21 protein-coding genes and 1 pseudogene are annotated in these 24,867 nt (G+C 61.5%); 18 read left to right on the top strand and 4 right to left on the bottom strand.

Annotation, left to right across the window (positions count from 1 at the left end):
• From J2Z17_RS03590 to J2Z17_RS03540, 11 genes and pseudogenes are all read left to right on the top strand, one after another.
• Positions 1-921, top strand: coding sequence for a dihydrodipicolinate synthase family protein (locus J2Z17_RS03590; protein WP_342454375.1), 921 nt, complete (start codon positions 1-3; stop codon positions 919-921).
• Positions 922-933: 12 nt separating this feature from the next.
• Positions 934-2,073 carry a mandelate racemase/muconate lactonizing enzyme family protein gene (locus tag J2Z17_RS03585; RefSeq protein ID WP_209942325.1) on the top strand — a complete coding sequence of 380 codons (1,140 nt, stop codon included), beginning with the start codon at positions 934-936 and terminating at the stop codon, positions 2,071-2,073.
• A gap of 79 nt (positions 2,074-2,152) precedes the next feature.
• A pseudogene (locus tag J2Z17_RS03580) lies at positions 2,153-2,877 on the top strand (IS110 family RNA-guided transposase); the annotation flags it as partial.
• Between the two features lie 478 nt (positions 2,878-3,355).
• The gene (locus tag J2Z17_RS03575; RefSeq protein WP_209942323.1) at positions 3,356-4,219 is read left to right on the top strand and encodes a helix-turn-helix transcriptional regulator; all 864 of its coding nucleotides are present in this window, start codon (positions 3,356-3,358) and stop codon (positions 4,217-4,219) included.
• Positions 4,220-4,319: 100 nt separating this feature from the next.
• The gene (locus J2Z17_RS03570) at positions 4,320-7,292 is read left to right on the top strand and encodes a xanthine dehydrogenase family protein molybdopterin-binding subunit (RefSeq protein WP_209942321.1); all 2,973 of its coding nucleotides are present in this window, start codon (positions 4,320-4,322) and stop codon (positions 7,290-7,292) included.
• Positions 7,289-8,119 carry an FAD binding domain-containing protein gene (locus J2Z17_RS03565; protein WP_209942319.1) on the top strand — a complete coding sequence of 277 codons (831 nt, stop codon included), beginning with the start codon at positions 7,289-7,291 and terminating at the stop codon, positions 8,117-8,119. The genes J2Z17_RS03570 and J2Z17_RS03565 overlap by 4 nt, the downstream gene beginning before the upstream one ends.
• Complete coding sequence (locus J2Z17_RS03560) at positions 8,107-8,616, top strand: (2Fe-2S)-binding protein (protein WP_209942317.1); 510 nt, start codon at positions 8,107-8,109, stop codon at positions 8,614-8,616. The genes J2Z17_RS03565 and J2Z17_RS03560 overlap by 13 nt, the downstream gene beginning before the upstream one ends.
• A complete protein-coding gene (locus tag J2Z17_RS03555; RefSeq protein ID WP_209942315.1) occupies positions 8,609-10,162 on the top strand; it encodes an AMP-binding protein in 1,554 nt (517 codons plus the stop codon). The genes J2Z17_RS03560 and J2Z17_RS03555 overlap by 8 nt, the downstream gene beginning before the upstream one ends.
• Positions 10,163-10,193: 31 nt before the next feature.
• Positions 10,194-11,000: an enoyl-CoA hydratase/isomerase family protein gene (locus tag J2Z17_RS03550; RefSeq protein WP_209942313.1), complete on the top strand. Its 807-nt coding sequence runs from the start codon at positions 10,194-10,196 to the stop codon at positions 10,998-11,000.
• Positions 11,001-11,076: 76 nt separating this feature from the next.
• On the top strand, positions 11,077-12,351 hold the full coding sequence (locus J2Z17_RS03545) for a benzoate/H(+) symporter BenE family transporter (protein WP_209942311.1): 1,275 nt from the start codon (positions 11,077-11,079) through the stop codon (positions 12,349-12,351).
• A gap of 106 nt (positions 12,352-12,457) precedes the next feature.
• Entirely contained in the window at positions 12,458-12,916 is a 459-nt protein-coding gene (locus J2Z17_RS03540; protein WP_209942309.1) for a MaoC family dehydratase, read from the top strand.
• 145 nt (positions 12,917-13,061) lie between these two features.
• Here the strand turns inward: J2Z17_RS03540 and J2Z17_RS25575 are convergent, their stop codons facing one another.
• Together J2Z17_RS25575 and J2Z17_RS03530 are read right to left on the bottom strand one after the other, a co-directional pair.
• Positions 13,062-13,211, bottom strand: coding sequence for a 4-hydroxythreonine-4-phosphate dehydrogenase PdxA (locus J2Z17_RS25575; protein WP_209942307.1), 150 nt, complete (start codon positions 13,209-13,211; stop codon positions 13,062-13,064).
• Between the two features lie 507 nt (positions 13,212-13,718).
• Positions 13,719-14,429, bottom strand: a complete 711-nt coding sequence (locus J2Z17_RS03530; protein WP_209942305.1) for a GntR family transcriptional regulator — start codon at positions 14,427-14,429, stop codon at positions 13,719-13,721.
• 122 nt (positions 14,430-14,551) lie between these two features.
• Between J2Z17_RS03530 and J2Z17_RS03525 the strand changes: the two genes are divergently transcribed.
• The 7 genes from J2Z17_RS03525 (at position 14,552) to J2Z17_RS03495 (ending at position 22,064) form a co-directional block, all read left to right on the top strand.
• Positions 14,552-15,607 carry an amidohydrolase family protein gene (locus tag J2Z17_RS03525; RefSeq protein WP_245223849.1) on the top strand — a complete coding sequence of 352 codons (1,056 nt, stop codon included), beginning with the start codon at positions 14,552-14,554 and terminating at the stop codon, positions 15,605-15,607.
• Positions 15,607-16,500 (top strand): VOC family protein, encoded by an 894-nt coding sequence (locus J2Z17_RS03520; RefSeq protein WP_209942303.1) that lies wholly within the window; start codon positions 15,607-15,609, stop codon positions 16,498-16,500. The genes J2Z17_RS03525 and J2Z17_RS03520 overlap by 1 nt, the downstream gene beginning before the upstream one ends.
• 30 nt (positions 16,501-16,530) lie before the next feature.
• Complete coding sequence (locus J2Z17_RS03515) at positions 16,531-18,105, top strand: bifunctional 3-(3-hydroxy-phenyl)propionate/3-hydroxycinnamic acid hydroxylase (RefSeq protein ID WP_342454359.1); 1,575 nt, start codon at positions 16,531-16,533, stop codon at positions 18,103-18,105.
• Positions 18,106-18,206: 101 nt separating this feature from the next.
• Positions 18,207-19,052 (top strand): fumarylacetoacetate hydrolase family protein, encoded by an 846-nt coding sequence (locus tag J2Z17_RS03510; RefSeq protein WP_209942301.1) that lies wholly within the window; start codon positions 18,207-18,209, stop codon positions 19,050-19,052.
• Positions 19,053-19,184: 132 nt separating this feature from the next.
• Positions 19,185-20,186 (top strand): TRAP transporter substrate-binding protein, encoded by a 1,002-nt coding sequence (locus tag J2Z17_RS03505; RefSeq protein WP_209942299.1) that lies wholly within the window; start codon positions 19,185-19,187, stop codon positions 20,184-20,186.
• A gap of 112 nt (positions 20,187-20,298) precedes the next feature.
• Positions 20,299-20,766, top strand: a complete 468-nt coding sequence (locus J2Z17_RS03500; protein WP_209942297.1) for a TRAP transporter small permease — start codon at positions 20,299-20,301, stop codon at positions 20,764-20,766.
• The gene (locus J2Z17_RS03495; protein WP_209942295.1) at positions 20,763-22,064 is read left to right on the top strand and encodes a TRAP transporter large permease; all 1,302 of its coding nucleotides are present in this window, start codon (positions 20,763-20,765) and stop codon (positions 22,062-22,064) included. The genes J2Z17_RS03500 and J2Z17_RS03495 overlap by 4 nt, the downstream gene beginning before the upstream one ends.
• 206 nt (positions 22,065-22,270) lie before the next feature.
• Here the strand turns inward: J2Z17_RS03495 and J2Z17_RS03490 are convergent, their stop codons facing one another.
• Both J2Z17_RS03490 and J2Z17_RS03485 read right to left on the bottom strand, forming a co-directional pair.
• Positions 22,271-23,281, bottom strand: coding sequence for an IS30 family transposase (locus J2Z17_RS03490; RefSeq protein WP_209942293.1), 1,011 nt, complete (start codon positions 23,279-23,281; stop codon positions 22,271-22,273).
• Positions 23,282-23,640: 359 nt separating this feature from the next.
• Positions 23,641-24,822, bottom strand: a complete 1,182-nt coding sequence (locus J2Z17_RS03485) for a M20 aminoacylase family protein (protein WP_209942291.1) — start codon at positions 24,820-24,822, stop codon at positions 23,641-23,643.
• Positions 24,823-24,867: the final 45 nt, after the last annotated feature.

Here is a 24,867-nt window from a genome sequence, read left to right as displayed (position 1 = left end):
GTGAGTAAGAAACTTGAGGTCGTCAGAAAGGCGCTAACCGGAATTTCGGGAGTTCCGGTAACACCATACAGCTCGGATGGGAGAATCGACACGGTCAAGCTTGACGCGTTGATCACGCAGATGGCGGCTGCCAAGGTTCACAATCTGATGGCTGCCGGCAATACCGGCGAGTTCTTCACGCTGACCCTGGACGAAATCCGGCTGGTTCATCGCACCACGATCAAGGCTGCGGACGGCAAGGCACTCGTAAGCGCTGCAGTCGGTCGCTCGCTGAGCGATGCGAAATCGCTGGCGTCGGATGCCATCGACGCTGGCGCCGATGCCATCATGGGACATCATCCGATGGATCCTTTTGCAGGCCCTTCCTATCAGGCGCGCTATTTTCTCGAACTTGCCGATTTCTGCAGCGTGCCCGTGATTGCCTATGTCCGCAGTGACGGCCTGTCCGTTTCCGATTTCCGCCAGATGGCGCTTCACCCCAATATTGCCGGCATCAAGTTCGCATCGCCCAATCTGATGCTGCTTGCCGAGATTATTCGCTCGACGCGCGATGCATCCGCGATTTGGGTCTGCGGCCTTGCTGAAGGCTGGGCCCCGGCATTCTATGCCACGGGCGCACGCGGCTTCACCTCTGGTCTCGTGAACGTATTCCCGGAACGCTCGCACGCAATCCATGCGGCACTGGAGAGCGCAGACTACGCCAAGGCGCGAGCCCTGATCGATGGCATTGCCGACTTCGAGGCACTTCGCACGAAGTACAACAATGGTGCCAATGTCACCGTGGTGAAGGAGGCGCTGGGCATGCTCGGGACAGAGGTCGGTCCCGTTCGTATTCCAGGCGTGGTTTCGCTCAATGACGAGGAAAGGGTGATCCTTCGGAGCGTTGTCGATCGTGTGACCGCCGAAGCGCGTGCGGCGTGACGGAGTAGGGCAATGCATATCACCGGTTTCAAGACCTACATGCAGCGGGTCGACGATCGTCCTCGCCTGCTTTTGAAGATCGAGACCAGCGAAGGTATCGATGGTTGGGGCGAGTGCTACAATCACGGACCCGATTGGGCGCTGCCGCCTCTGTTCGATTATCTGTTTCACCAGATCGAAGGCGAAGATCCGCGACGGGTTGAGTTTCTCGTGCTGAAACTCAACCAGCAATGCCGCTTTCCGCCGGGCGCTGTGGGGCTCGCGGCGATCTCCGCCATCGATCACGCGCTCTGGGACATCGCCGGCAAGGCAGCCGGTTTGCCGGTCTACATGCTGCTTGGCGGCAATGTTCGCGATCGTGTGCGTGTCTACTGCGGCGTCTACACGGCCCCGGATGCGGAACACGCCAAGGATCAGACCCATCAGTTGAACGAGGAATATGGCTATACCGCCTTCAAGCTCAGCCCCTACCGCCGTGATCTGCATTCCGGGCGCTGGGGTGAACTTGTGAAGGAGACGGGTGACTGGTTCGCCCGTATCCGTGAAATCACGCCCTCGCATTTCGAATTCGCCTTCGATGCCCATGCGAAGATCTTCGAACCATATCAGGCGGTTCAGCTCGCAGCGGCGATTGCACCCAATGATCCGTATTTCTATGAGGAACCCATTCGCCCTGAACATATTCCTGCGTGGGCGGAGCTGAAGTCGAAGGTGAACGTACCTTTAGCGACGGGCGAGTCACTCTATAATCGGTTCGAATTCCTGTCGCTGCTCACTGCGCGGGGAGCCGACATCATCCAGCCGGATATCTGTGTGGTCGGCGGCGTCTCGGAGATGCGCCGGATTGCAGCTATCGCCGAAGCCCATTACGTGACGGTCGCGCCACACAATCCGATGGGTCCACTTGCGACTGCTGTCAATGTACATTTTTGCGCCGCGCAGCCGAACTTCAAGGTGCTCGAGTTCAAGCCACACGTGCATGCCCCATGGGCCCTCGACCCCTATATGCCGGTTGATGGCCACATGGAGTTGCGCCCCGATCGTCCGGGCTGGGGCATCGAGATCGATGAAAAGGCACTCCAGAACGAAGACTACATACACTGGGAGCGCAAAGTAACACGAAAGCCCGATGGAGCTACAGCCTATCCGTAAGGTGTTGATTATGGGATGGCCCGTCCTTCTGAGAACATCGAGTATGATGTCTCTCTTTTGAAGGGAAAGGAGCCGGGCCATGCAGATTTCCATAATGGGTGTCGACATCGGGAAGAACAGCTTCAGTGTCGTTGGTGTTGACGGCCAGGGTGCCGTGATTTTGCGTCGAACGATGCGGCGACAGATATTGATTGATTTTGTCGAGAAGCTGCCACGCTGCGTCATCGCGATGGAGGCCTGCTGCGGCGCACATTATCTGGGTCGACTCTTTGCCGCTGGTGGTCATGAAGTGCGGCTGATGTCGCCGGAATATGTCAGGCCCTATGTATAAAGGCGCAGAAGAATGATGATCGAGATGCCGAAGGAATTGCCGAGGCGGCGTCTCGGCCGACGATGCGGTTCGTGGATCTGAAGAGCCAGGAGCAACTTGATATCCAGACGTTGCACCGGGTTCGGTCACGCCTGGTTGCTGAGCGCACGACCCTGATCAATCAGCTCCGCGCCGTTCTTCTGGAAAGAGGTGTCGTATTCGCTGCCGGTCGCGTGAAGTTCGAGAATGGTCTTGATAAACTTATTGCCGGAGACAACGACGTCCTGTCGCCGCGCATCCGAAGCCTGATCCTGGAATTGCGGGATGAATGGCGAAGGCTCGACGAGAAGATCGAGACGTTGACCACGGAGTTCGTAGCGCTCGCCAAGCATAACAGCGCGATGCGTCGTCTGACTTCAATACCTGGGATCGGTGTCTTGAATGCCACCGCGCTCGTTGCAGCGATCGGAGATGCCAGCAGCTTTGGCCTCGGCGGATGTCCTTATGCTCCCGGTGCAAAAGGCAATGTCGATACGATGAAGGTGCAGGTCCTGATGGAGCGGCTCGGCTTTGAGACTGGCCTCAGAACCGAGGGCCTTGAGGCGGCAAACGCGTCTACACTGGCGACAAGGCCGAGAGATGCGACAGCCTTTATTCATGGCCGCGCGCCAGGTGACATCGGGCAGCTGGACGAGGCTGTGATTTCCGTCCCCGGGCCTGCATCCGGCATGAAGTTGCGGAGAAAAAGATGTTTCTTTGCCGTGACAGGAGCACTCACCCTACCAAATGGTGACCTATCCGTCCCGGCGCCTTAGATGCAGCTGTCTTCCACCCGGTTCACCGGCAGATAGGCCCGTTCGTACGGATATTTTGGTGGCATCGCCTTGACTGGTTGCCCGAGTGGTCGGGTGAATGTGCAATTGACGCAGCGCATGATTGGATTCCTTCTTTACTGGCGATATGTACTGGTAAATGTCGAATGCGCTGAGACTAGCGAGAGGAACGTTTGGCCGGGTCGCTCTGCTCGACATGGATCGATCCCTCGTGCGCCACGCCCATCCGCATTGTCATATGCTGCTGAAGGTCGAGGGCGCCGACACGCAGTTCAGTGTCGGTGACCGCATCGTCGCGCTGACCGACGAGCAGGCCGTGTTGATCAATGCCTGGGAGCCGCACTCATATGCTCACTATGTGGGCCAGCCTGCGACGATCATCCTGGCACTCTATATCGAACCGGACTGGCTGGGTGCCTTCAGGGCCAATTGGCAGGCGAGTTCCGGCCCGGGCTTTTTCCGAAGCAATGTCGGTACCGTGTCCCCGGGCATCCGGCAGAAGGCACGCCGCCTTGCCGAGGCGATGGTCGGCGATCCCGGCGATCTTGCCGAGCACGAACGCCTGCTTGGTCAGCTGATGGTGGCGGTGATCGAGCGCTTTACCGAATGGCAGGCGGCGCTACCGTCGCTGCGCATGGCCGCCGGCTTCGGCATTGACCACCGCGTCCGCAAGGCGATCTCGATCATGCGCACCGACCCTGCAGGCGTTGACGACATGACACGCCTTGCGCGCGACATCGGTCTGTCCAGGGCGCATTTCTTTCGCCTGTTCGAGACCACGATGCATGTCAGCCCACGCGTCTATCTCAATGTCGTCAGGCTGGAGCAGGCCGTCAATTTCATCGTCGACAGCGATGCGTCGCTTGCAACCATCTCGGAACGGCTGGGGTTTTCCGTGCCGGCCCATTTCTCCCGTTTCTTCCACGACCATGCCGGCTCCTCACCGAGCACCTACCGCGCCGTATCCAGCCTGCGCGGTTGCGATTTTGAGACGCTAGGGTAAGTCGCAAGACTCTGCGGTATCGCGCTCCGGTACTCCGCACGCATATTTTCTTCCTCTGATGAAAACCTGCCGTGGGAAGAGCGGCGGGACGGGAGGAATTATGACGATGAACCAACCCGTGTCGCCATGGGTCGGACGGTCCGTGAAGCGGATCGAGGATGCCGGGCTTTTGTCCGGACAGGGCCGCTATATCGACGACCTGCCGACAACGCCGGCCACTCTGCATGCGGCAATTGTTCGCTCTCCGCACGCCCATGCCACCATCAGCAATATCGATATCTCCAGGGCGGAGAAATGTCGCGGAATTGCCGCGGTGCTGATCGGCCGCGACATCTGCGAGATGACCCGCAGCATGACTGTCGGCGTCAAGGCCGATGTCGAATGCTGGCCGATCGCCGTCGACCGGGTGCGCTATGTCGGCGAGCCGGTTGCGATCGTCGTCGGCGAAAGCCGCTATCTTGCGGAGGATGCAGCCGATCTGGTCGAGGTGTCCTACGACACATTGCCGCCGGTCGTCGATCCGGTGGCCGCGCTCGACAAGGATGCCTGCGTCCTGCACCCGTCGCTCGGCTCCAACCTGATCAACGAGCGCGCTTTCCGCTACGGCAATCCCGAGGCGGCCTTTGCCCAGGCGCCGCATCGCGTCAGTGTCGAAATTGCCTATCCGCGCAATTCCTGCACACCGATTGAGACCTATGGCGTGATTGCCTCTTACGATCCCGGCGAGGACAGCTACGATATCGATGCCAACTTTCAGGGGCCGTTCTCGATCCATGCGGTGGTGGCGCGCGCCCTGAAGGTTGCGGGAAACCGCATGCGGCTGAAGACGCCGCGCGATTCCGGCGGCAGTTTCGGCATCAAGCAGGGCGTCTTTCCCTACATGATCCTGATGGCCGTTGCCGCGCGCAAGGCCGGACGTCCTGTCAAATGGATCGAGGACCGGCTGGAGCATCTCGCAGCCTCGGTCTCAGCGACCAACCGGGTGACGCGGATCGAAGCCGCCGTCGAGGCCGATGGCCGGATCACGGCGCTCGACTGGGACCAGATCGAGGATTGCGGCGCGCATCTGCGAGCGCCCGAACCCGCCACTCTCTATCGAATGCATGGCAACATGACCGGTGCCTACGCGATCGACAATGTCGCGATCCGCAACCGCGTGGTGCTGACCAACAAGACACCGACCGGGCTGAACCGCGGCTTCGGCGGCCCGCAGGTCTATTTCGCGCTCGAGCGCCTGACCCAGCGGATCGCCGTCGAACTCGGCCTCGATGCGCTCGATGTCATGCGGCGCAACCTGGTGCCGGCAGGCGCCTTTCCCTATCGCACGGCCTCCGGCGCGCTTCTCGATTCCGGCAACTATCAGGCCGCACTCGACAAGGCGCTGGCCGAGGGCAACTATGAGGCCTTGTGCGACCGCCGCGATGCGATGCGGGCCGAAGGCCGTCTCTATGGCATCGGCCTTGCCTGCGTGGTCGAGCCGAGCGTCTCCAACATGGGCTATATTACCGCCGTGCTGACGCCGGGCCAGCGGGCGAAGGCCGGCCCCAAGAATGGCGCTCAGGCGACCGCGACGATCGGCATCGATCCCCTCGGCGCTGTCTCCGTCAAGGTCGCCTCGGTGCCGCAGGGGCAGGGTCATCGCACGGTGCTGGCGCAGGTCGTCGCCGACGAACTCGGCCTTGCACCGGACGACATATCGGTTGTCGCCGATGTCGATACCGGTCGCGATGCCTGGTCGATTGCCTCGGGCAATTATTCCAGCCGGTTTGCCGCAGCCGTGGCGGGGGCTGCCAAGATCGCCGCCGAGCGGATCCGCGGCAAGCTCGTCCAGGTCGCCGCCGCGCAGCTGAATGTGCCGCCGGACGAAGTTGTCTTTGCCGGTGGAAGGGCTGCGGCGCGTGGCAATCCGGACAACGCTTTGTCCTTTGCCCGTGTTGCAGCCGCCGCCCATTGGGCGCCGGGCACGCTGCCGGACGGAGTAGACCAGACCATCCGCGAGACCGCCTTCTGGACGCCGGAGCAACTGACTGCACCGAATGCGCTAGACGAGGTCAATTCCTCGCTCTGCCACGGCTTCATCTTCGACTTCTGCGGCGTGGAGATCGATCGCAAGACCGGCGAGACGCGGATCGATCGCTACGTGACGATGCACGACTGCGGCACCATCCTGCATCCGGCGATGGTCGATGGCCAGGTGCGCGGCGGTTTTGCCCATGCAGTCGGGGCTGCCCTGCTGGAGGAATATGCCTATGGCGAGGATGGCAGCTTCCAGTCCGGGACGCTTGCCGACTACCTGATCCCGACGATCATGGAGGTCCCGGAGCCGCAGATCCTGCATTTCGAAAGCCCGTCGCCGTTCACCCCGCTGGGCGCCAAGGGGGTCGGTGAGGGCAATTGCATGTCGACGCCGGTCTGTCTTGCCAATGCGGTGGCCGATGCCACCGGCTTTGCCGATATTCGCCTGCCGCTGCTGCCGGCGCGTCTGGCCGACCTCCTGTCGGGTGACGAACCGCAGCCGAAGAACCCGCCGGTTGCCCGGGAGGCCATGCCGGTTCGCAGCGGCCAGAGGAAGCTGACGGGCGAGGGCGCCGCCGAAGTCGTTGCTGACCGCGAGACGGTCTGGAAGATGCTGCTCGATCCGAAGACGCTGGAGACGATCATTCCGGGCGCACACGGCGTCGAGAAGGTTACCGACACCCATTTCCGCGCCGACGTCACGCTCGGCGTCGGGCCGGTCAAGGGCCGCTACCGGGCGGAAATCGAGCTCTCTGATCTCAACGCGCCGGAAAGCGTGACCCTAAGCGGCGGCACGGAAGGTGCCCTCGGCTTCGGCGAAGGGCAGGGGCGGATCACCCTGGAAGATCTCGGCGAGGGCAGGACCCGGGTTTCCTACACCTATGAAGCGGCGATCGGCGGCAAGGTGGCCTCGGTTGGCGGCCGCCTGCTCGACGGTGCTGCAAAGGTGGTGATCGGCCAGTTCTTCAAGGCGCTTGCCGGTCACGCCGGCGGCGGCAACAGCACCGACAGCCGATTGCCCGGCTGGTTGCAACAGCTGTTCGGGAGGCGCACATGAAACCCGCCCCCTTCGACTTCGTCCGCGCCGACACGCTCGATGAAGCCCTCTCGACCCTTGCCGATATCGGCGATGAAGCCCGCATCCTTGCGGGTGGCCAGTCCCTGGTCGCGATGCTGAACATGCGCCTTTCGCGGCCGCAGGTGCTGGTCGACATCATGCGGATCGATGCGCTCTCGGCAATCGAGGTGCGTAGGAACAAGGTAGTGATCGGTGCCGGGGTCCGGCAGGCCGACCTGATGCGCTGGCCGGACCTGAAGCAGAACCTGCCGCTGGTCGCCGCCATGCTGCCCTATGTCGGCCATGCCCAGAGCCGCAGCCGCGGCACGGTGTGCGGCTCGCTTGCCCATGCCGATCCAAGCGCCGAACTGGCGCTCGCCTGTCTGACCCTCGATGCCGAGATCCGGCTGCGCTCACGGCGCAAGCGTCGTGCCGTGCCTGCCGCGGATTTCTTCCTCGGCATGATGGCAACAGCTGTCGGGCCTGACGAGATGATCGAGGCCGTTGCTCTGCCGGTAACAGCGGCTGGAACCGGTGTCGGTTTTCGCGAGGTCGCGCGTCGTCACGGCGATTTCGCCATTGTCGCCTCTGCTGCCATCGCCACCCCCGACGGAGGTCATCGCCTGGCGGTCGGGGGCGTCGCCGACGTGCCGCGTGCCGTCGAACTGCCGGCGCCGGACGATGCCGCCTTCGACGAGGCGCTGAACGAATTTGCCTGGCAACTGGGTGCCCGCGACGACCTGCATGCCTCGGCGCGCTATCGCCGCGATCTGGTGCGCCGGCTCGGGCGCGACACCATGGAGGAGGCCGTCCGATGCCGAAGCTGAGCGCATCCACCACCCATCCCGTCCGCTTCACCCTCAATGGCCGGGAACGCGAGACGCGGGCGGAGCCCCGCATGCTGCTGACCGACCTGCTGCGGCACGAACTTGGCGAAACCGGCACCCATGTCGGCTGCGAGCACGGCGTCTGCGGCGCCTGCACCGTGCAGATCGACGGCGAGGCCGCCCGTGCCTGCCTGTGTCTGGCAGGGCAGATCGAAGGCGCCGCGGTGCGCACCGTCGAGGGACTGGCGATCGCGCCGGGCCGGCTTTCCATTCTGCAGCAGGCCTTCCAGGAGCATTTCGCCCTGCAATGCGGGTTCTGCACGGCGGGCATCCTGATGTCGCTCGATGCTCTGTTTCGCCGCGATCCGTATGCCTCGGAGGCCGTGATCAAGGACCAGTTGTCCGGGCATCTCTGCCGCTGCACCGGCTACGCACCGATCTTGCGCGCCGCAATGACGGCGCGCGACCGTCTCAGGGAGGAGAATGAACATGCTTGATCTGGGCACGAGCCTGCTGGCCGCCATCGAACGCGACCCGCATGCGCTGGCGATCACCGATGGCGCACTGGAGCTCACTTACCGGGAATGGTTTGCGCGGGTATCCGCTGCCGTTTCGGCGCTGGACGACATGGGCCTGAAACCCGGCGATCATTTGCTGACGCTGATGCAGAACCGCTGGGAGAACGCGACCCTGCACTGGGCCTGCCAGCTTGCGGGCATCATCGTCACCCCCGTCAACTGGCGGTCCAAGCCGGATGAACTGGCCTATATGCTGACGGATAGCGAGGCGAAGGCGCTGGTCTACGAGGCCGCCTCGGCCGAGGCGGTCGGCGCCACCGAAGAGGCTCTGTCGCTGCCGCGCCTGATCGCCGGCGAGGCGTCGGACGGCGCCCGCTCGCTGACGGATCTTCTGGGGCTGGCAGCAGACGAGGCGCAGCCGCGGGCGAAAGCCGACGACTGGTCGCTGATGCTCTACACGTCCGGCACCACCTCGGCCCCCAAGGGCGTGCCGCGTCGCCATCAGGCCGAGCGGGCGGCAGCGGTCGCCCACGTGGCGCAAAACCTTTATGGCCGCGGCGAGCGGACGCTCGGTGTCATGCCGCTTTACCATACGATGGGCGTGCGTTCGCTGCTGGCAACGGCACTGATCGGCGGAACCTTCGTCTGCCTGCCGCGCTTCAGCGTGCCGGTGGCGCTGGCCGCGATCGAGGCGCGCAAGGTGACCAATCTTTATCTCGTGCCGACCCTCTATCACGACATCGTCCATGACGAGGCCTTCAGCCGCAAACAGGTGGCCTCAGTGAAAAAGCTGGGCTTTGCCGGAGCGTCGATGACCGACGGTCTGATGAAGAAGTTGAATGCCGAGTTCGAGCCGGATCTCTTCGTCAATCACTACGGATCATCCGAGATCTACACCTTCACCATCGACCAGACCGCGGCCGTCAAGCCGGGCTCGGCCGGCCGCTCCGGCCTCAACCAGATGATCCGCGTCATCCCGCTCGACGCCACCGATCCGGACGGGCGCGCGCAGCCGGGCGAAGAAGGGCAGATCATCGCGCTTCTGGATGGCGACGAGGCTTTCGAAGGCTACTGGAAGCGCCCGGAAGCGACGCAGAAGGCACTGCGTAAGGGCTGGTACTTCACCGGCGACACCGGATTTTATGACGAAGACGGTGATCTCTTCGTCACCGGCCGGGTGGACGACATGATCATCACGGGCGGCGAGAATGTCTCGCCGGTCGAGGTCGAGAGCTGCCTGTCGCTGCATCCGGGCGTGCTCGAGGTCGCGGTCGTCGGGCTGCCGGACGAGCGCTGGGGCAAGGTCGTCACGGCCTTCGTCAAGCGCAGCGGCAATGTGAGCGAGACCGACCTCGACCGCCATTGCCGCGCGTCCGGCCTTGCCAATTTTCGCCGGCCGCGCGGCTACGTCTTCGTAGAAGAGATCCCAAAATCGCCTGTCGGCAAGCTTTTACGCCGCTTGCTGGTCTCGGGCGACTACACGCCCGAGCGCGGCATGGCCCCCGCCCAGAACGAACTGTCCTGATTCCAAGAGACATGAGAGGAAACCCATTCCCATGACCGAGACCTACCAGTTTTCCGACCCCCGCCTTGCCGATCTCGACGGTTTCGGCGTCGTCATCGACATGGCCGAGGAGAGGGCCGACATCGTGCTCGACCGTCCACCGTTCAATGTCATCTCGATGGCCGCGCGCGACCAGCTGCGCCTGGTATTCGAGGCGCTCGACGAAGACAACCGGATCCGCGTGATCGTGCTGCGCGCCGAGGGCGAGAACTTCTCGTCGGGCGGCAATATCAAGGGCTTTATGGAGGCGAGCCCCGAGCATGTGTCGAAGCTTGCCTGGAATATCGCGGCGCCTGCGCGCTGCGAAAAGCCGGTGATCGCCGCCAATCGCGGCTATGCCTTCGGCGTCGGTTTCGAGATCTCGCTTGCCTGCGATTTCCGCATCGTCTCGGAAACCTGCCAATACGCACTGCCGGAACAGAAGCTCGGCCAGATCCCCGGTTCGGGCGGCTCGGCGCGCCTGCAGAAGATCGTCGGCGTGACGCGCACCAAAGACATCGTCATGCGCTCCAAGCGCATTCCGGCAAAGACAGCGCTCGACTGGGGCATCGCCACAGAATGCGTCGCCGACAGTGATCTCGAGACCGCCGTGGACAGCCTCGTGCGCGAACTGCGGGGCTTTTCGCCGCTCGCCCAGCGCACCGCCAAGAAGCTTCTGAACGACACGGACGACGCCCTGCTGTCGACGGCGATCGAGCTGGAGGGCCTGAACTACAGTCGTCTGCGCCAATCGGAGGACTTTAAGGAAGGCGTCGAGGCCTTCCACGATAAGCGCAAGCCGGCCTTTACCGGTCGCTGAGCCAACAAAATCGGACAATTCGGAGGTCCGTCCGCAGGACGCGGGCGGAAGATTGTCACCATCGGGAGGATAGGACATGGACGCTCAAGGAAGACAAATCGTAGAGAGAGGACCCGGCTTTGCCGCATCGCTGGGTGATCTTGCCGGCGCGATCAACATCAAGACGGGAAGTGCCGGCCTCGTGGCCGCGATCTTCGGCTGCTCCGGGCCGGCGCTGATCGTCATCGGCGCTGCCGGCACCGGCAATCTGACCAATGGTCAGACGGTCGCCTGGCTGCTGGCCATCTATGGTCTTGGCGGGCTGATCAGCCTGGTACTGGGACTTTATTACAAGATGCCGATCACCGGCGCCTACAGCATTCCGGGCGCCGCACTGGTGGCCGGAAGCCTGGCCACCTTCGGCTTCGACCAGGCGGTCGGCGCCTTCATCATGGCGGGCGTTCTTGTGCTGATCCTCGGCGTCACAGGGCTGATCGGCAAGGTGATGCGCTGGCTGCCGCTGCCGATCGTCATGGCGATGATCGCGGGCGCGCTGATCCGCTTCGGCATCGGCGCGGTGACCGCGGTCGGTAAGATGCCGCTGGTCGTCGGATTGACGATCCTTGCTTTCTTCCTCTCCATGCGCTTCGTCAAGGTGGTGCCACCGGTCCTGACCGCGCTGATCGTCGGGCTGCTGGCCGTCTGGGCCACCGGCTCGTTCGGTACCGGCGATGCCGCTATCAGCTTCGTCCGGCCGCAGCTGACGGCACCGAGCTTCACCTTCGGCGCCTTCCTGGCGATCGCCGTGCCGCTCGCCATCCTCGTTGTCGGCGCCGAAAACGCGCAGGCGACCGGCGTCCTGATTGCCGAAAAATACAATCCGCCAATCAACGCGATGACTATCATTTCCGGCATTGGCGGCATCCTGGCCGGTTTTCTTGGTGGCCACAACGCCAATATCGCCGGGCCAATGACGGCCATCTGCTCATCCGACCAAGCGGGCGAGGATCGCAGCCTGCGCTATGGTGCGACCGTCATCAATGGTGTGTTGTTTGCCGTATTCGGCATCTTTGCCGGGCTTGTCGTGCCGCTGATCCTGAAGATGCCGGCAGCCCTGATCGGTGCTATCGCGGGCCTTGCCATGATTAACGTCCTGCTGATGGCCTTCCAGGCCGCTTTCAATAAGCAGTCCGGCTATCAGATCGGCGCCTTCGTCGCGCTGATCATCTCGATGTCGAACGTCTCGCTGTTCGGCATCAGCGCTCCCTTCTGGGCGCTGGTCGGCGGGGCGGTGATTTCGTTGCTGGTCGAGGAAGGCGCAGTGGTGAGCACCACCGCCGAGGCAAACCTTGCCGAAAGGGAAGCCGCCTGAAACACTGGTCGCGCGCCCGCCCCGGTCGATACAGACATGGGCGCGCGACTATCATTCCGGTGGTGCCCTCAGGTAGAGCCATCCTACTGCTACAAGGCATATATTCATGACAGATTCGCTTTATCTCGAAGACCTTCGCGTCGGCCAGCGCTTCACCAGCCGGGAATTCGTTATCGACGCTGCCTCGATCAAGGCTTTTGCGGCAGACTATGATCCGCAGCCGTTCCATCTGGATGAGGTTGCGGCAGAAGAGAGCTTCTTCAAGGGACTTGCCGCCAGCGGCTGGCAGGTCGCAGTCATGACCATGCGCACCCTTGTCGATGATGGCCCACGCATATCCGGCGGACTGATTGGCGCCGGCACCGAGCTCAGCTGGCCGCGGCCGACGAGGCCAGGCGACCGGCTGACGGTGTTCAGTGAAATCACCGAAATCCGCCCGTCTCGCTCCAAGCCCGATCGTGGCATCGTCATTCTGAAGAGCGAGACGCAGAACGACAGGGAAGAGGCCGTGCAATTGCTGACCTCAAAGCTGCTTGTCTTCAGGCGCCCACAACGGACTTCATGAGGAGCGTGTTTCTATGTGCGGATCTGGCCGATAGCTTAACTACCTATTTTCACGGGGTAAGGGCAAAAGAGACGTCAGTTTTCAGCGCGCCAGTTTGCTGGCGTAGTCAAGGGCCGACACCATGTTGACGTGATTGGCGATGCCCTTACCGGCGCCGACGACATTGATGCCGTCCATCTTGGCCATCCCGACACCGGGCAGAATCTGCGGTCGTCTTCGCGCGCCCGAACACGCCGTTCTCGCCGCACTGCGGATTGATGGCTGCAACCGCAATGCGCGCATTTTCGACGCCCATGCGCCGGAAGTGTCAGGTATTTGCGGTGAACATGAATGAGATTGGCTACCTAGCCGTGGATGGAGACGAAGCCCTGGCATTGCCGTGCCGACTTGACGCGTATCAGACGCAGGGCTGCCCGCTTGTTCCTTCGGCTTGGTATCAGGGCATCTAGGACGTAACCGTTTGCATCGACGGCACGTCATACCCAGCATTGCGACCAAGCTGTCACGATCTTGATGGTTGAGCAAAACGCTAAGGCGCGCTTGCCGTGTCGGATCATAGCCTGTTCCTCGGCGGGCATAGCGACCACGGCGGGCTGAAAGCCTTGATAGTTAAGCCGAGCACCGTAAAACTGACACTCCGGGTAGCAGGTTGTGCGATGTTGCAGAATGAGCCAAGTCGCTCGTGGTCGCCATTATCTTAGCCACCGGTTCACGGCTCAAGTAATTGCCCAGACCGTTTGTTTCCAAATTCGTTTTCGACCCAGTCTGCGTGATATCGAAGATCTACCGGTAGCGTGTGGGATCATCCTTTCGCACTAGACGGTGCGGCTCCAAGATCAGACTCTATGATTTCAGCAGTGCGCTCGTAGTGACGTTGCAGCAGCGCCACTGCGTTGTCGGCCTGGCCCGCCAAAGCCGCATTGAGGATCTTGTCATGTTCGTCCGTGACTTTGCGGGAGCGAAACGCCTTGCGGATTGACAGCGCGCGATAGCGATAGAGACGATCGGCCAGTTGTTCGCAAAAGTCGACCAGCGATTTGGAGCCGCAATTTCCGATCAGGATGGCGTGAAACCGACGATGGTTCCGCTCCCAGTCGGGATTGTCCTCGAATTTTTCCGGATCAAGAGAGCGAGGGGTGCGGGCGAGGCGATGATGGGCGACCAAAAGCGCCTCTTCCCATTCTGCCGTCGCGTTGGTGATAGACTCGCGAAGGGCAAGACCTTCGACCCAGCAACGGGTCTTTGTCAATTCGCGCAGCTCCTCCAGATCAATCGACTTAACGAAGAAGCCACGCTGCTCCTTGCCGACGACTAAGCCTTCCGCACTGAGGCGATTGAGTGCCTCGCGCAATGGTGTCTGTCCCGCTCCGTATTGCTCCATCAGAAACCGCATCTGCAATTTGCGCCCCGGTTCCAGCCGCGCCGCCAGGATGTCGACCTTCAGGCGCTCATAAATATCCGTTGCCCGTGTTGACGGGCTGTCTGCTGGTCGCTCGGTTACATCGGCAATCATGCTGTTCTCGTTGTTGGCGTGATTTTTCTATACACATTATCTCACAAATTTCAAAATTTATAAATTACGTGTTTACACGCCCTATTTTGTATTTTAAATCCAGCTGGGAGTGAGGAGACATCATGACGAGGCTATCTGCCCCAAATCGGCATATGTTCGGTCGCGGCTGCGCTTGTTGCGGCATCGACGTCCACACGCATGTGGTGCCCGCTGACCTTCCCGCTTATTTAAGCGGACCGCTGCCGACGGCATGGCCGTCGATGGTTGCAGCTGATGCTTGTCATCGCACCTTTGTGGTCAATGGGCGAAACTATCGTACCCTCCGCGACGCCTGCTGGCTGCCGGAGCGGCGCCTTGAAGACATGGCAGACATGCAGATCGGCGTTCAGGTTCTGTCCCCAATGCCCGAACTCTTCAGTTATTGGATGGACGCAGCGCCCGCTGCAGAATTGTTGCGCTACACAAATGATGTCATTGCCGAACTCATCGAAGCCAACAGCAGGCGGTTTGTCGGCCTTGGCGCCGTCCCGCTGCAAGACATCGATCTGGCGCTGACAGAATTGCATCGCCTGATGAAAATCCCGGGCTTTGCCGGCATTGAGATCGGCAGCAACATCAATGGCGGTGCGATCGGGGATCCGCGCTTCCTGCCTTTCTTCCAAGAGGCCCAAAGGCTTGGTTCAGCGGTCTTTGTCCACGCGGTGCGCCCCACCGGCATGGAGCGCCTGGTCGGGCCGGCACAGTTGCAGCAGGTTCTGGCCTACCCGACCGATGTAGGGCTCGCCGCCGTATCCTGCATCACCTCGAACCTGTTGTTGAAATTACCCGATCTGCGGATTGCCTTCAGCCATGGGGGTGGAACCCTGGCGAGCCTGCTGCCGCGTCTGCGCGAAGGCTGGAAAGTCTTTTCGACGCTGGCCGATACAATCGAAATGGACCCCTACAAGCAGGTGCGGAAACTCTATCTGGATTCGCTTGTTTACGACGAGCCGACCCTTCGCCACCTTCTGGAGATCGTTGGAGAGGACCGCATTCTCGCTGGCACCGACTATCCCTTCAATTTCCATGAGCGGGCGCCGTTAACGCGGATCGATGCGGCCTTCGCCGATCAAGGGCTGCGTGACAAGCTGGCATTCGTCAACGCTGCCAAATTCCTCGACCTAACGGAGCCGCACTGATGTCTGAATTTTCCGTCGCGGCGCTCAGAAGCGTTGAACTCTCCACGCCTGATATTGGCCGCTCGGTCGACTTTTATACCCGCGTCTGGGGGCTGGAGATCGCCGCGCGCCAGGACGACAAGGTGTTTCTGGCAGGCACCGGGAGCGACCTCTTCGTGCTGGAACTAAAGCCAGGAAGAGAAGCCGAACTGCGCAAGATCACCTTTCGAACGAGATCTTCTGAGGCCCTGCATTACCTGGCCGCGCGACTTATGGCCGCCGGCTGCTCTTTGCGCCGCCCCCTCGGTCCGGCCGATGGCCCGGCCGGCGGAGAGCGCTTCGTCGTGGGTGAGCCGCAGGGCTGCACGCTCGAATTCGTCCATGGTGATCTGACCAAGCCCGCTTCGGTCACTGCCAACCGGCCGGTCAGACTCGCTCATGTGAACATCAACAGCGCCGACATCGAGGTATTGTCGACATTCTACCAGCAGGTCCTCGGCCTTGCACTGACAGATCGGTCGAAAATGATGGCCTTTCTGCGCTGCAACGACGATCACCATTCCGTCGTCCTGGCAGAGGCCTCCAAAAACGGGCTCAATCACATCGCCTTCCTGATGCCCGATCTGGAATCCGTCATGCGCGGTTCCGGCCAGGTGAAGGATGCTGGCTATCCGATCGGCTGGGGCGTCGGCCGCCATGGACCCGGCGACAATGTCTTTGCCTATTTCGTCGATCCGACCGGCGTCGTGATCGAATATACGGCGGAAGTCCTGCAGGTCGATGACAGCTATCGGTTCAGGGGGCCCGACGAATGGATCTGGCCACCCGGGCGCACCGATCACTGGGGAATAGCTGCCCCGAAGAGCGAAGAGTGCAAGCAGGCGCAGCTTGCAATCGTTTTCGCTCCTTTCTGACATATCCGCGTTCAACATGGACTGACTGACGTGCTACACGACACTCGAATTGAAGATCATGTCCAGGTATTGGTTGTCGGTTTTGGCCCCGCGGGCGCCGTGGCCGCCGGTATCCTCGGCCGGCTTGGACATCGCACACTGGTGATCGACCGGCTGACCGAAATCTACGACAGGCCGCGCGCCATTGCGATCGACCACGAGATTCTCCGACATTTCGACAATATGGGGATCGCCGACGAGGTCATGCCCTTTATCGCGCCGTTCACCGCATCCCAGCACTTCGGCGCGAAGGGCCAGTTGATCCGCCGCATCGACATGGTGCCGGAACCCTATCCGCTCGGCTACACCCCGAGCATGGTGTTCACCCAGCCGCCGGTCGAGGCGATCCTGCGCAAGCATGCGCAAACCTTCGATTGCGTCGAGATCGCTCTGGGTCTCGAGCTGATCGCCGCGCGCCAAGAGCAGAATTGGGTGATCGCCGACATCAAGGCGGCAGACGGCACGGTTCGAACGGTGACGTGTGACTATCTGATTGGCTGCGATGGCGCCTCCAGCACCGTGCGCCAGCTGGCTGGAATGCGGCTGGAGGACCTGATCTTCGACGAGCCCTGGCTGGTCATCGATGTGCAGGTCGATGATAGCGCCCTTGAAAAGCTTCCGCAGACCTCGGCACAGTTCTGCGACCCCGCGCGGCCGATAAGCTTCATTATCGGCCCAAAGAACCATCGCCGTTGGGAGATCATGCTGCTGCCGGGCGAGAACCCGCGAGACATGGAAAACCCGGAAAACGTCTGGCAACTGCTGTCGCCTTGGCTGCAGCCCGCCGACGGGACCCTATGGAGAGCCGCAGCCTATCGTTTCCACGCCCTTCTTGCCGATCGCTGGCGGGAGGGACGGATCTTCATCGCCGGCGACGCGGCCCATCAGCAGCCGCCTTTCATCGGACAAGGCATGTGCCAGGGCCTGCGGGACGTGACCAACCTGATCTGGAAGATCGACCGCGTGCTGAAACGCCAGTCCCCCGACACGCTGCTCGATACATACGCGGTCGAGCGCAGCCGCCATGTCAGGGAGCTGACCGGCAAGATCAAGGCCATCGGCGAGATGATCTGCATCCGCGATCCAGAGCAGGCGGCAACGCGAGACGAGCGCATTCTGGCCGAAGGCGGCGGAGAGCCGAGGGTGATCACCCGTCAGGAGATCGTGCCGCCGATCCAGGACGGCATGCTGGCGGGGCCGGATGTGCCAGCCCGCGGGACCCTGTTCCCGCAGCCTGCGATCCACTGCGGCGACAAGGTGCAACTGATGGACAAGCTTACCGGATCGGGGTGGCGCCTTGTGCTCGACGGCCGCAGCGACATCGGCAATGGCGTGCCCCGGCTTGATCCGGCGCTCGGCATCTCGGTCTATCAAGTGGCACAGGGGGACGCGGGACAGGCACCGGATGGGATGCTGCTGGAGGCAGACAATGTGTTGGGTGCCTGGTTCGACCGCTACCGGGTCAGGGCCGCTTTCGTGCGACCGGATCACTATGTTTTTGGCACCGCCAGGAGTGCGGCCGAATTGATGTCGCAGCTCGGTGATCTTCAGCGCCACCTTGGTTGAAGGCGCCTTTAAAGCCATTGGCCCGAAATCGCTCACGCAAAAACGCACAGGAACAACATCGAGAGATCGCAAGGATCCTCGCCGGCAAGGAGACAACAGCCATGAAACTTTCGACAGTCGCGACCGCGGGTCGCCAGACCTGGGGCATCGTCGAAGGCGAGACATTCTTCGACGTGGGCGCAGCCCTCCAGTCGCGTTACGTCGACCTAAAATCAGCCGTCGCAGCAGGCCTTGAAGGGGTCGCCGCAGCCAAGGCTGCCGCCCGCTCCTTCGCTCTTTCGGAACTGGAGTGGATGCCGGTCATCGGCAATCCCGACAAGATCCTCTGCGTCGGCCTGAACTACGAGATGCACCGCCAGGAAACCGGACGAAGCGTGGTCGAGAACCCGACGATCTTTGCCCGGTATGCCAATAGCCAGACGGGGCATATGGCGCCGATCGTGCGGCCGCGCGTCTCCAGCGACCTCGATTTTGAAGGCGAACTTGCAATCATCATCGGCAAGCCCGGACGCTATATCAGCCGCGCCGACGCATTTTCCCACGTTGCCGGTTATTCGATCTACAATGACGGCAGCGTTCGCGACTTCCAGCGCCACACGATACAGTTCACGCCCGGCAAGAATTTTCCCGACACCGGTGCTTTCGGCCCCTGGATGATGACCCCCGACGAGCTGGGGGATCTGGCGCCTTTGCGTATTCAGACCCGCCTCAATGGCGAGGTCGTGCAGGAATCGACCTTCGAGATGATGATTTTCGGTATCGCCCACATCATCGAATATTGCTCGACCTTTACCAGGCTTGAACCCGGTGACGTTATCGCGACCGGCACTCCGGGTGGCGTCGGTGCCAAGCGCAATCCGCCGCTATGGATGAAACCGGGCGACATCGTCGAGGTGGAAATCGACAGGCTTGGTGTGTTGCGCAATCCGATTGAGCAGGAAGCCTGAGAGCAATCAGTGGCCTTTGGGAGAGAGGCCAGACATCGCAGACCCAGCATTTTTCACGGCCTGCGCGCTTGAACACAGTCCACTTTCCGGCGCCTTCGACAGCGTCCGGAGTTTGTCAAACGGGAGGAACTTATGAACAGACGCATTACTCGCAACCTGCTTGCAGCCGTCATGATCGCGGCAAGTTTTGCACCGGCAGCAGCCCAGACCACACTGAAGGTCTCGAGCTTCCTGCCGCCGAACAATGCTTGGCAGAAGGCCCTTGAGTCCTGGGGCAAGGAGCTGGAAGAGAAGTCCGATGGCGACCTCAAGCTCGAGATTTATCCGGCAGCGCAGCTGGGCCCGCCCAACCGTCAATATCAGCTGGTCACCAGCGGCGTTGCCGACATCTCGGTTGTCCTGCACAGCGCGACGCCTGGCCGTTTTCCAGTCACCGAACTGGCGGGACTGCCGCTGACCTATCCAGCCAGCGGCAAGACGAGCGCGATCATGTCGCGGCGCCTGACGGAACTGGCGCCCGAGTTTCTGGCCAAGGAACACCGCGACACGAAGATCCTCTGGATGGCGGTCACGTCGCCACTCAAACTGCACACGACCAAGACTACGATCACATCGCCGGGCGACATCAAGGGGCTGCGCGTGCGTTATGCCGGCAAGGTGTTCCAGCAGATGCTGGATGCTTTTGGCGCCTCGCCAATGTCGGTGTCACCGGCAGAAACGGTCGATGCCTTGTCGAAAGGCGTGATCGATGGCGCGATGTTCCCCTACGAGGCCACCAAATCGTTCAATCTCGGACCCGTCGTCAAACATTCTCTGGAACCCGGATTTGCAACCAATACCTTCGCGCTGGTCATGAACCAGTCGGTCTTTGACGGTCTGAGCGAGCAGGATCAGAAGATCATCGACGAGACGACCGGTGCGGACCGTGCGGAGGCGTTCGGCAAGATGTGGGATGCAGACGAGGAGGCCGGACGCCAGTACATGCTGGACAACAAGGTGGAGATTCAGACCTTGTCCGACGACCAGCTGGCGCCGTTCAAGGCCCTCGCCGAACCGATCGTGAAACAGGCGGTGTCGGCCGTGGACGGCGCCGGCAAGCCGGGCAGCGCCTTCCTCGAAGCCTATACCAAGTAAAACAATCGGCTCAGTGCTGTCGCTTGGGCAGCACGGAGCGTTCTGCGGAAGAAGGCGTATGATGTCAAGATCCACCGGGTTCCTAGGTTTTATCGAAGGCTATTTCAGACTGTTGCTCGTCATACCGATCGCTGCCCTGACGGCGATGATGCTGATCACGGTTGCTGACGTGTTCATGCGCTATGTCTTCAACGCGCCCATCAGCGGCTCCTACGACATCGTCGAAATCTGCCTGCTTGTCAGCGTGTATTTCGCCCTTCCGAGCGTGATCCTCGAGGGCGAGCCCATCCTGATCGATCTGATCGACGGGATGATTTCGCCACGCGCCCTTTTCCTGTTGAAGGCGGTAGCCGCCCTCGTCTGCGTCCTGGTCCTCTGCTTCATCTTCTGGTCGATGTTGACGCCGGCACACGAGGCCTATGAATACGGCGATGTGAAACTTGAGCTTGGATTGCCGGTCTGGATCATCTGGGCCTTTGCGCTGTTCGGAATCTTCAATAGCGTGATCGCAGCCGTCCTTGCCTTCCGGCACTTGCGCCAAGGACTGCCATCGGCCTCCACCGAGGAGGGCGCATTATGAGCGGTTCGGTGCTTGGCCTGGTCGTCGTCTTCTGCCTGTTCGGTTTGCTGATGCTGCGCATGCCGGTCTGGCTGTCGCTGATGCTGTGTGGCGTCATCGGCAACACGATCATGTCGCGTTTTTCAGTTGCCGCAGCCGTGACCGGCCAGAACGCCTTCGACACGGCATCCAATTACAGCCTTTCGGTCATTCCCTTGTTCATGCTGATGGGCGAGGTCGCGACCAATAGCCGCCTGTCGGCCGAACTGTTCAAGGCCGCGCGGATCGTGCTGTCGGGTATACCCGGCGGCTTGGCGGTCGCGACGATTGGGGCATCCGGCGCCTTCGGGGCGGTCTGCGGCTCATCGGTCGCGACGGCCGCAACGATGACCCGGATTTCGCTGCCGGAAATGCGCGAGGCCGGCTACGACGACGGCCTGGCAGCAGCGTCCGTGGCCGCAGGCGGCAGTCTCGGCATCCTGATACCGCCGTCGATCATTCTGGTGATCTATGCGGCAATCGCCGAGCAGCCCTTGCCGGAGCTATTTGCTGCGGCCTTCGTTCCTGGCATCGTGCTGATGCTTCTCTATATCGTCGTTGCGCTTTTCTTGTCGCGCAAGCAGCAGAACCTCGCCCTTGCCGATCGCTCGGCAAGCTTCGGGGAAAGACTTCTGGCGCTGAAGGAGCCCTGGCAGTTCCTGGTGCTGTTCATCTGCTCTATCGGCGGAATCTATGCCGGCGTATTCAGCCCGAACGAGGCTGCCGCCGTCGGTGCGTTCGGTGCGATCGTGCTTGGCGCACTAGGCCGCCGGCTCAGCTGGGCGAGCCTTGGGCGAGCCCTGAAGGTCAGCGTCGTCACAAGCTGCGTCCTCTTCACGATCATCATCGCGGCAACGATCTTTGCCAATTTTGTCGTCCAGACGCGGTTGCCCGATCTTCTGTTGTCGGGCGCCCAGGCACTGGACCTGGCACCCTGGGCCGTCATGGTGCTGATCATCCTGATCTATATCCTGATGGGATGCTTCCTTGAAGGCATCGGAATGGTGCTGATCACTGTTCCGGTGTTCCTGCCGGTCGTTACAAGCTTCGGCTACAGCCCCATCTGGTTTGCGATCATCGTGGTCATCGTCGTCGAACTGGGACTCATCCATCCGCCGGTAGGCATGAACCTTTTCATCATCCAGGCGCAGGCGCCGGAGATCAAGATCAAGCAGCTCTACAAGGCAATCCTGCCCTTCCTTTTGGCGCCCTTCGCGCTGATACTGCTGTTGTTCCTGTTCCCGGAGATTGCTCTCTGGCTGCCGTCAGTCCTGTATTGAGCTGGACCCGCGTACATCTGCTCGTGGCAACCTCTTCCGCACGGTCAGCGCTGGTGTGTGGATCTGAAAACAGGTGAGCCGTCGCCGTGCATTGTCGCGATGGAGGCCTGTGCTACCAGCCATTTCTGGGGCCGTTTTGCTCAAAGCTGTGGCCATGATGTACGGTGTGAGTTCATGCTGAAGCGCGACTTGCGGGCAGTGCGAAGCTATCCGGTATGCCTCAGCTGTGCGAGCAGCCTCTTGCGGAAGACATCTGCCGGTGTCCTGTATCCCAGGCACTTGCGCGGCGTATCATTGAGCTGATTGCAGATCGCGACAAGATCCGCGTCGCTTACGGATAAGGGATTGACCTCCCTCGAAAGCCATTTCCGCGCTCGTCTGTTAGTGTTCTCGACCGTGCCTTTCTGCCAAGGCGATTGGGGGTCGCAGAACCATGTCTGCGTGCCAATGCTGGCTTGCAGATAAGGCCAGTCTGTGAACTCCGTGCCGCGGTCGAACGTGATCGATCGGCGGGCGAGGTGGGGCAGCATCTGTAGCGCTTGTACAAGACCGTCCATAACTGGCCGAGATTGCCGATCATTGTTGCGCAGGAATATCGCGAACCGGCTGACCCGCTCGACCAGCGAGGTCACATTGGCTTTCCCGAACTTCTTCCGGAACTGGATCAGGTCGCATTCCCAGTGACCGAACTGCTGGCGATCAGCAACGACATCCGGGCGGCGCAGGATGTTCAGTTCAGGGCTAAACCTCTGACCATGTTTGCGTCTTGCATATCGTGGGCGCCGTCGTACCCGATGCTCCGGCAGGTGACGCCAAAGCTTGATTGCGTGTCCGTCGGCGGAATATGCGAACTTGTAGATCGTTTCGTGACTGACCGAGATCGGATGCCGCTCCAGACGCATCCTTCCGGCGATCTGCTGTGGTGACCAACCGTGCTTGATCCGGTCGACAACAGACTGCCTCACATTCGCGAAGCGAACCAGCTTCCGGAGCTTGGCCCGTCGCGAGCAAGCCATGTCGTGCGCTGTGACGCAATAGTAGCCACTGAGATCAGGTACGAGCTTGTCGACGAACATGTTGCGCTTGATCTCTCGAAAGATCGTCGAGCGATGTCGACCAAGCTTCTCGGCGATCACCTCGACACTTAAGCCAGCTGTTCTCCATCGGGCAATCTTGCGACGTTCATCGAGGTCAATGTGGGAGTAGGTACGTTCCATTGCATTCTCCTTGCGAGTGACAACCCATTGGTGTCATTCGCAAGTCGCACTTCATCCTTGAACCCACCCCCGCTACACAAAAGGATCGCGTAATACACATTATGGAACTTTGCGCAGTTCCAACTTCCGGTAGGCGCCGCCAGCGGCCCCTGTGTCCGAACGGCTAAAGGCAATTATTCTCCGCCTCTATTCAATGTAGACAGAGCCTTGCACCCGCTGGCGCGGCAAGCGCCCGGCAGAGGCGCGCGCCGAGACGCAGCAGGGTCGCAACGGCTCCACACACAAGCCCAAACCTTTGGCCGTCGGCCGCAGAGAGATGGCGGTTTCGCTATGGCTTCAGCATTGACGTCGCAAGGCTCTCAGTCGTGCAGGTAGCGCTCCGCCAGGCGGGCCCAGAGGGCTGCGCCGACGGTCAGGCTGTCGTCGGCAAAATCATACTTGTCGCTGTGCAAGATTGCCGATTTGACGCCGTTGCCCAGACGCAGGAAGGACCCGGGCTTGTGCTCGAGAAAATAGGCAAAATCCTCGCTGCCCGGGATCAGGCTGCAGGTCGAGACGTTTTCCGCCCCGATCAGCTCTTCGGCCACCGTGCGAGCAAACGCCGTCTCGGCCTCGGAATTGGTGACGACCGGATGGCCGGGATCGAAGTGGATCTCGGCGGCGGCACCATGGCCCTCTGCGATCGCATTGGTCAGCGCGATGATCCGGGCCTTGGCCGCGTCCCGCACCTGCTTGTCGAAGGTGCGTACGGTGATCGCAAGCCTGGCGGATTCCGGAATGACGTTGACCGCTTCCCCGGCATGAATCGTGCCGACGGTGACGACCGCCGTCTGGGTCGGATCGATGTAGCGGGAGACGACCGCCTGCAGCGAAACGACGAGATTGCAGGCCACCAGGATCGGATCGATCGTCAGATGCGGACGCGACGCGTGGCCGCCCTTGCCCTTGATGGTGATCTCGATCGTGTCGGACGCCGCCATGATCGGGCCGGCCCGCGTCAGGATCGTGCCTTCCGAGGCACCCGGATGATTGTGCAGGCCGAAGATCGCGTCGAAGGGGAAACGCTCGAACAACCCGTCGGCGATCATCTTCTGCGCACCGGAGGTGGCACCGGCTTCCTCGGCCGGCTGGAAGATCAGCGTCAGCGTGCCGTTGAAACGCCGGGTGCGCGCCAGATATTCGGCAGCGCCCAAAAGAACGGTGGTGTGGCCGTCGTGCCCGCAGGCATGCATGACACCGGAGGTCGTGCTTGAATAGTCGGCGCCGGTCTGTTCCTGGATCGGCAGCGCATCCATGTCGGCGCGGATGGCAACGCTCTTCCGGCCATCGCCGACCTTCAGGCGCGCGACCACGCCGTGTCCGCCAACCCCCTCGGTCACCTCATAGCCCCAGGCCTTCAGCTTGTCGGCAACGAAGCGGGCGGTCTCGGTCTCCTGATGGGAGAGCTCGGGATGGGCGTGCAGATGGCGGCGGATGGCCGTCAGTTCGGCCTTCTTGTCGTCGAAATCGGATAGGCGGGCGAATGCATTGTCTTGAAGCATGGGATCAAACCGAAAATGTTGGCACCGGGGAGAAAAATGCGCCGA

The organism is Heterorhizobium halophytocola (assembly GCF_017873095.1).
Classification (GTDB): Bacteria; Pseudomonadota; Alphaproteobacteria; order Rhizobiales; family Rhizobiaceae; genus Allorhizobium; species Allorhizobium halophytocola.
Note: the sequence above shows the minus strand (reverse complement) of the source record. Positions and strands in the feature narration are given on the sequence as shown.

Coding starts and splice junctions, on each gene's coding strand:
- J2Z17_RS03585 (WP_209942325.1), top strand. CDS start 934: ATGCATATCACCGGTTTCAAGACCTACATGCAGCGGGTCGACGATCGT.
- J2Z17_RS03495 (WP_209942295.1), top strand. CDS start 20,763: ATGAGCGGTTCGGTGCTTGGCCTGGTCGTCGTCTTCTGCCTGTTCGGT.
- J2Z17_RS03560 (WP_209942317.1), top strand. CDS start 8,107: ATGCCGAAGCTGAGCGCATCCACCACCCATCCCGTCCGCTTCACCCTC.
- J2Z17_RS03565 (WP_209942319.1), top strand. CDS start 7,289: ATGAAACCCGCCCCCTTCGACTTCGTCCGCGCCGACACGCTCGATGAA.
- J2Z17_RS03520 (WP_209942303.1), top strand. CDS start 15,607: ATGTCTGAATTTTCCGTCGCGGCGCTCAGAAGCGTTGAACTCTCCACG.
- J2Z17_RS03555 (WP_209942315.1), top strand. CDS start 8,609: ATGCTTGATCTGGGCACGAGCCTGCTGGCCGCCATCGAACGCGACCCG.
- J2Z17_RS03485 (WP_209942291.1), bottom strand. CDS start 24,822: ATGCTTCAAGACAATGCATTCGCCCGCCTATCCGATTTCGACGACAAG.
- J2Z17_RS03525 (WP_245223849.1), top strand. CDS start 14,552: ATGACGAGGCTATCTGCCCCAAATCGGCATATGTTCGGTCGCGGCTGC.
- J2Z17_RS03550 (WP_209942313.1), top strand. CDS start 10,194: ATGACCGAGACCTACCAGTTTTCCGACCCCCGCCTTGCCGATCTCGAC.
- J2Z17_RS03570 (WP_209942321.1), top strand. CDS start 4,320: ATGACGATGAACCAACCCGTGTCGCCATGGGTCGGACGGTCCGTGAAG.
- J2Z17_RS03490 (WP_209942293.1), bottom strand. CDS start 23,281: ATGGAACGTACCTACTCCCACATTGACCTCGATGAACGTCGCAAGATT.
- J2Z17_RS25575 (WP_209942307.1), bottom strand. CDS start 13,211: ATGGGCGTCGAAAATGCGCGCATTGCGGTTGCAGCCATCAATCCGCAG.
- J2Z17_RS03505 (WP_209942299.1), top strand. CDS start 19,185: ATGAACAGACGCATTACTCGCAACCTGCTTGCAGCCGTCATGATCGCG.
- J2Z17_RS03575 (WP_209942323.1), top strand. CDS start 3,356: ATGTCGAATGCGCTGAGACTAGCGAGAGGAACGTTTGGCCGGGTCGCT.
- J2Z17_RS03510 (WP_209942301.1), top strand. CDS start 18,207: ATGAAACTTTCGACAGTCGCGACCGCGGGTCGCCAGACCTGGGGCATC.
- J2Z17_RS03540 (WP_209942309.1), top strand. CDS start 12,458: ATGACAGATTCGCTTTATCTCGAAGACCTTCGCGTCGGCCAGCGCTTC.
- J2Z17_RS03530 (WP_209942305.1), bottom strand. CDS start 14,429: ATGATTGCCGATGTAACCGAGCGACCAGCAGACAGCCCGTCAACACGG.
- J2Z17_RS03545 (WP_209942311.1), top strand. CDS start 11,077: ATGGACGCTCAAGGAAGACAAATCGTAGAGAGAGGACCCGGCTTTGCC.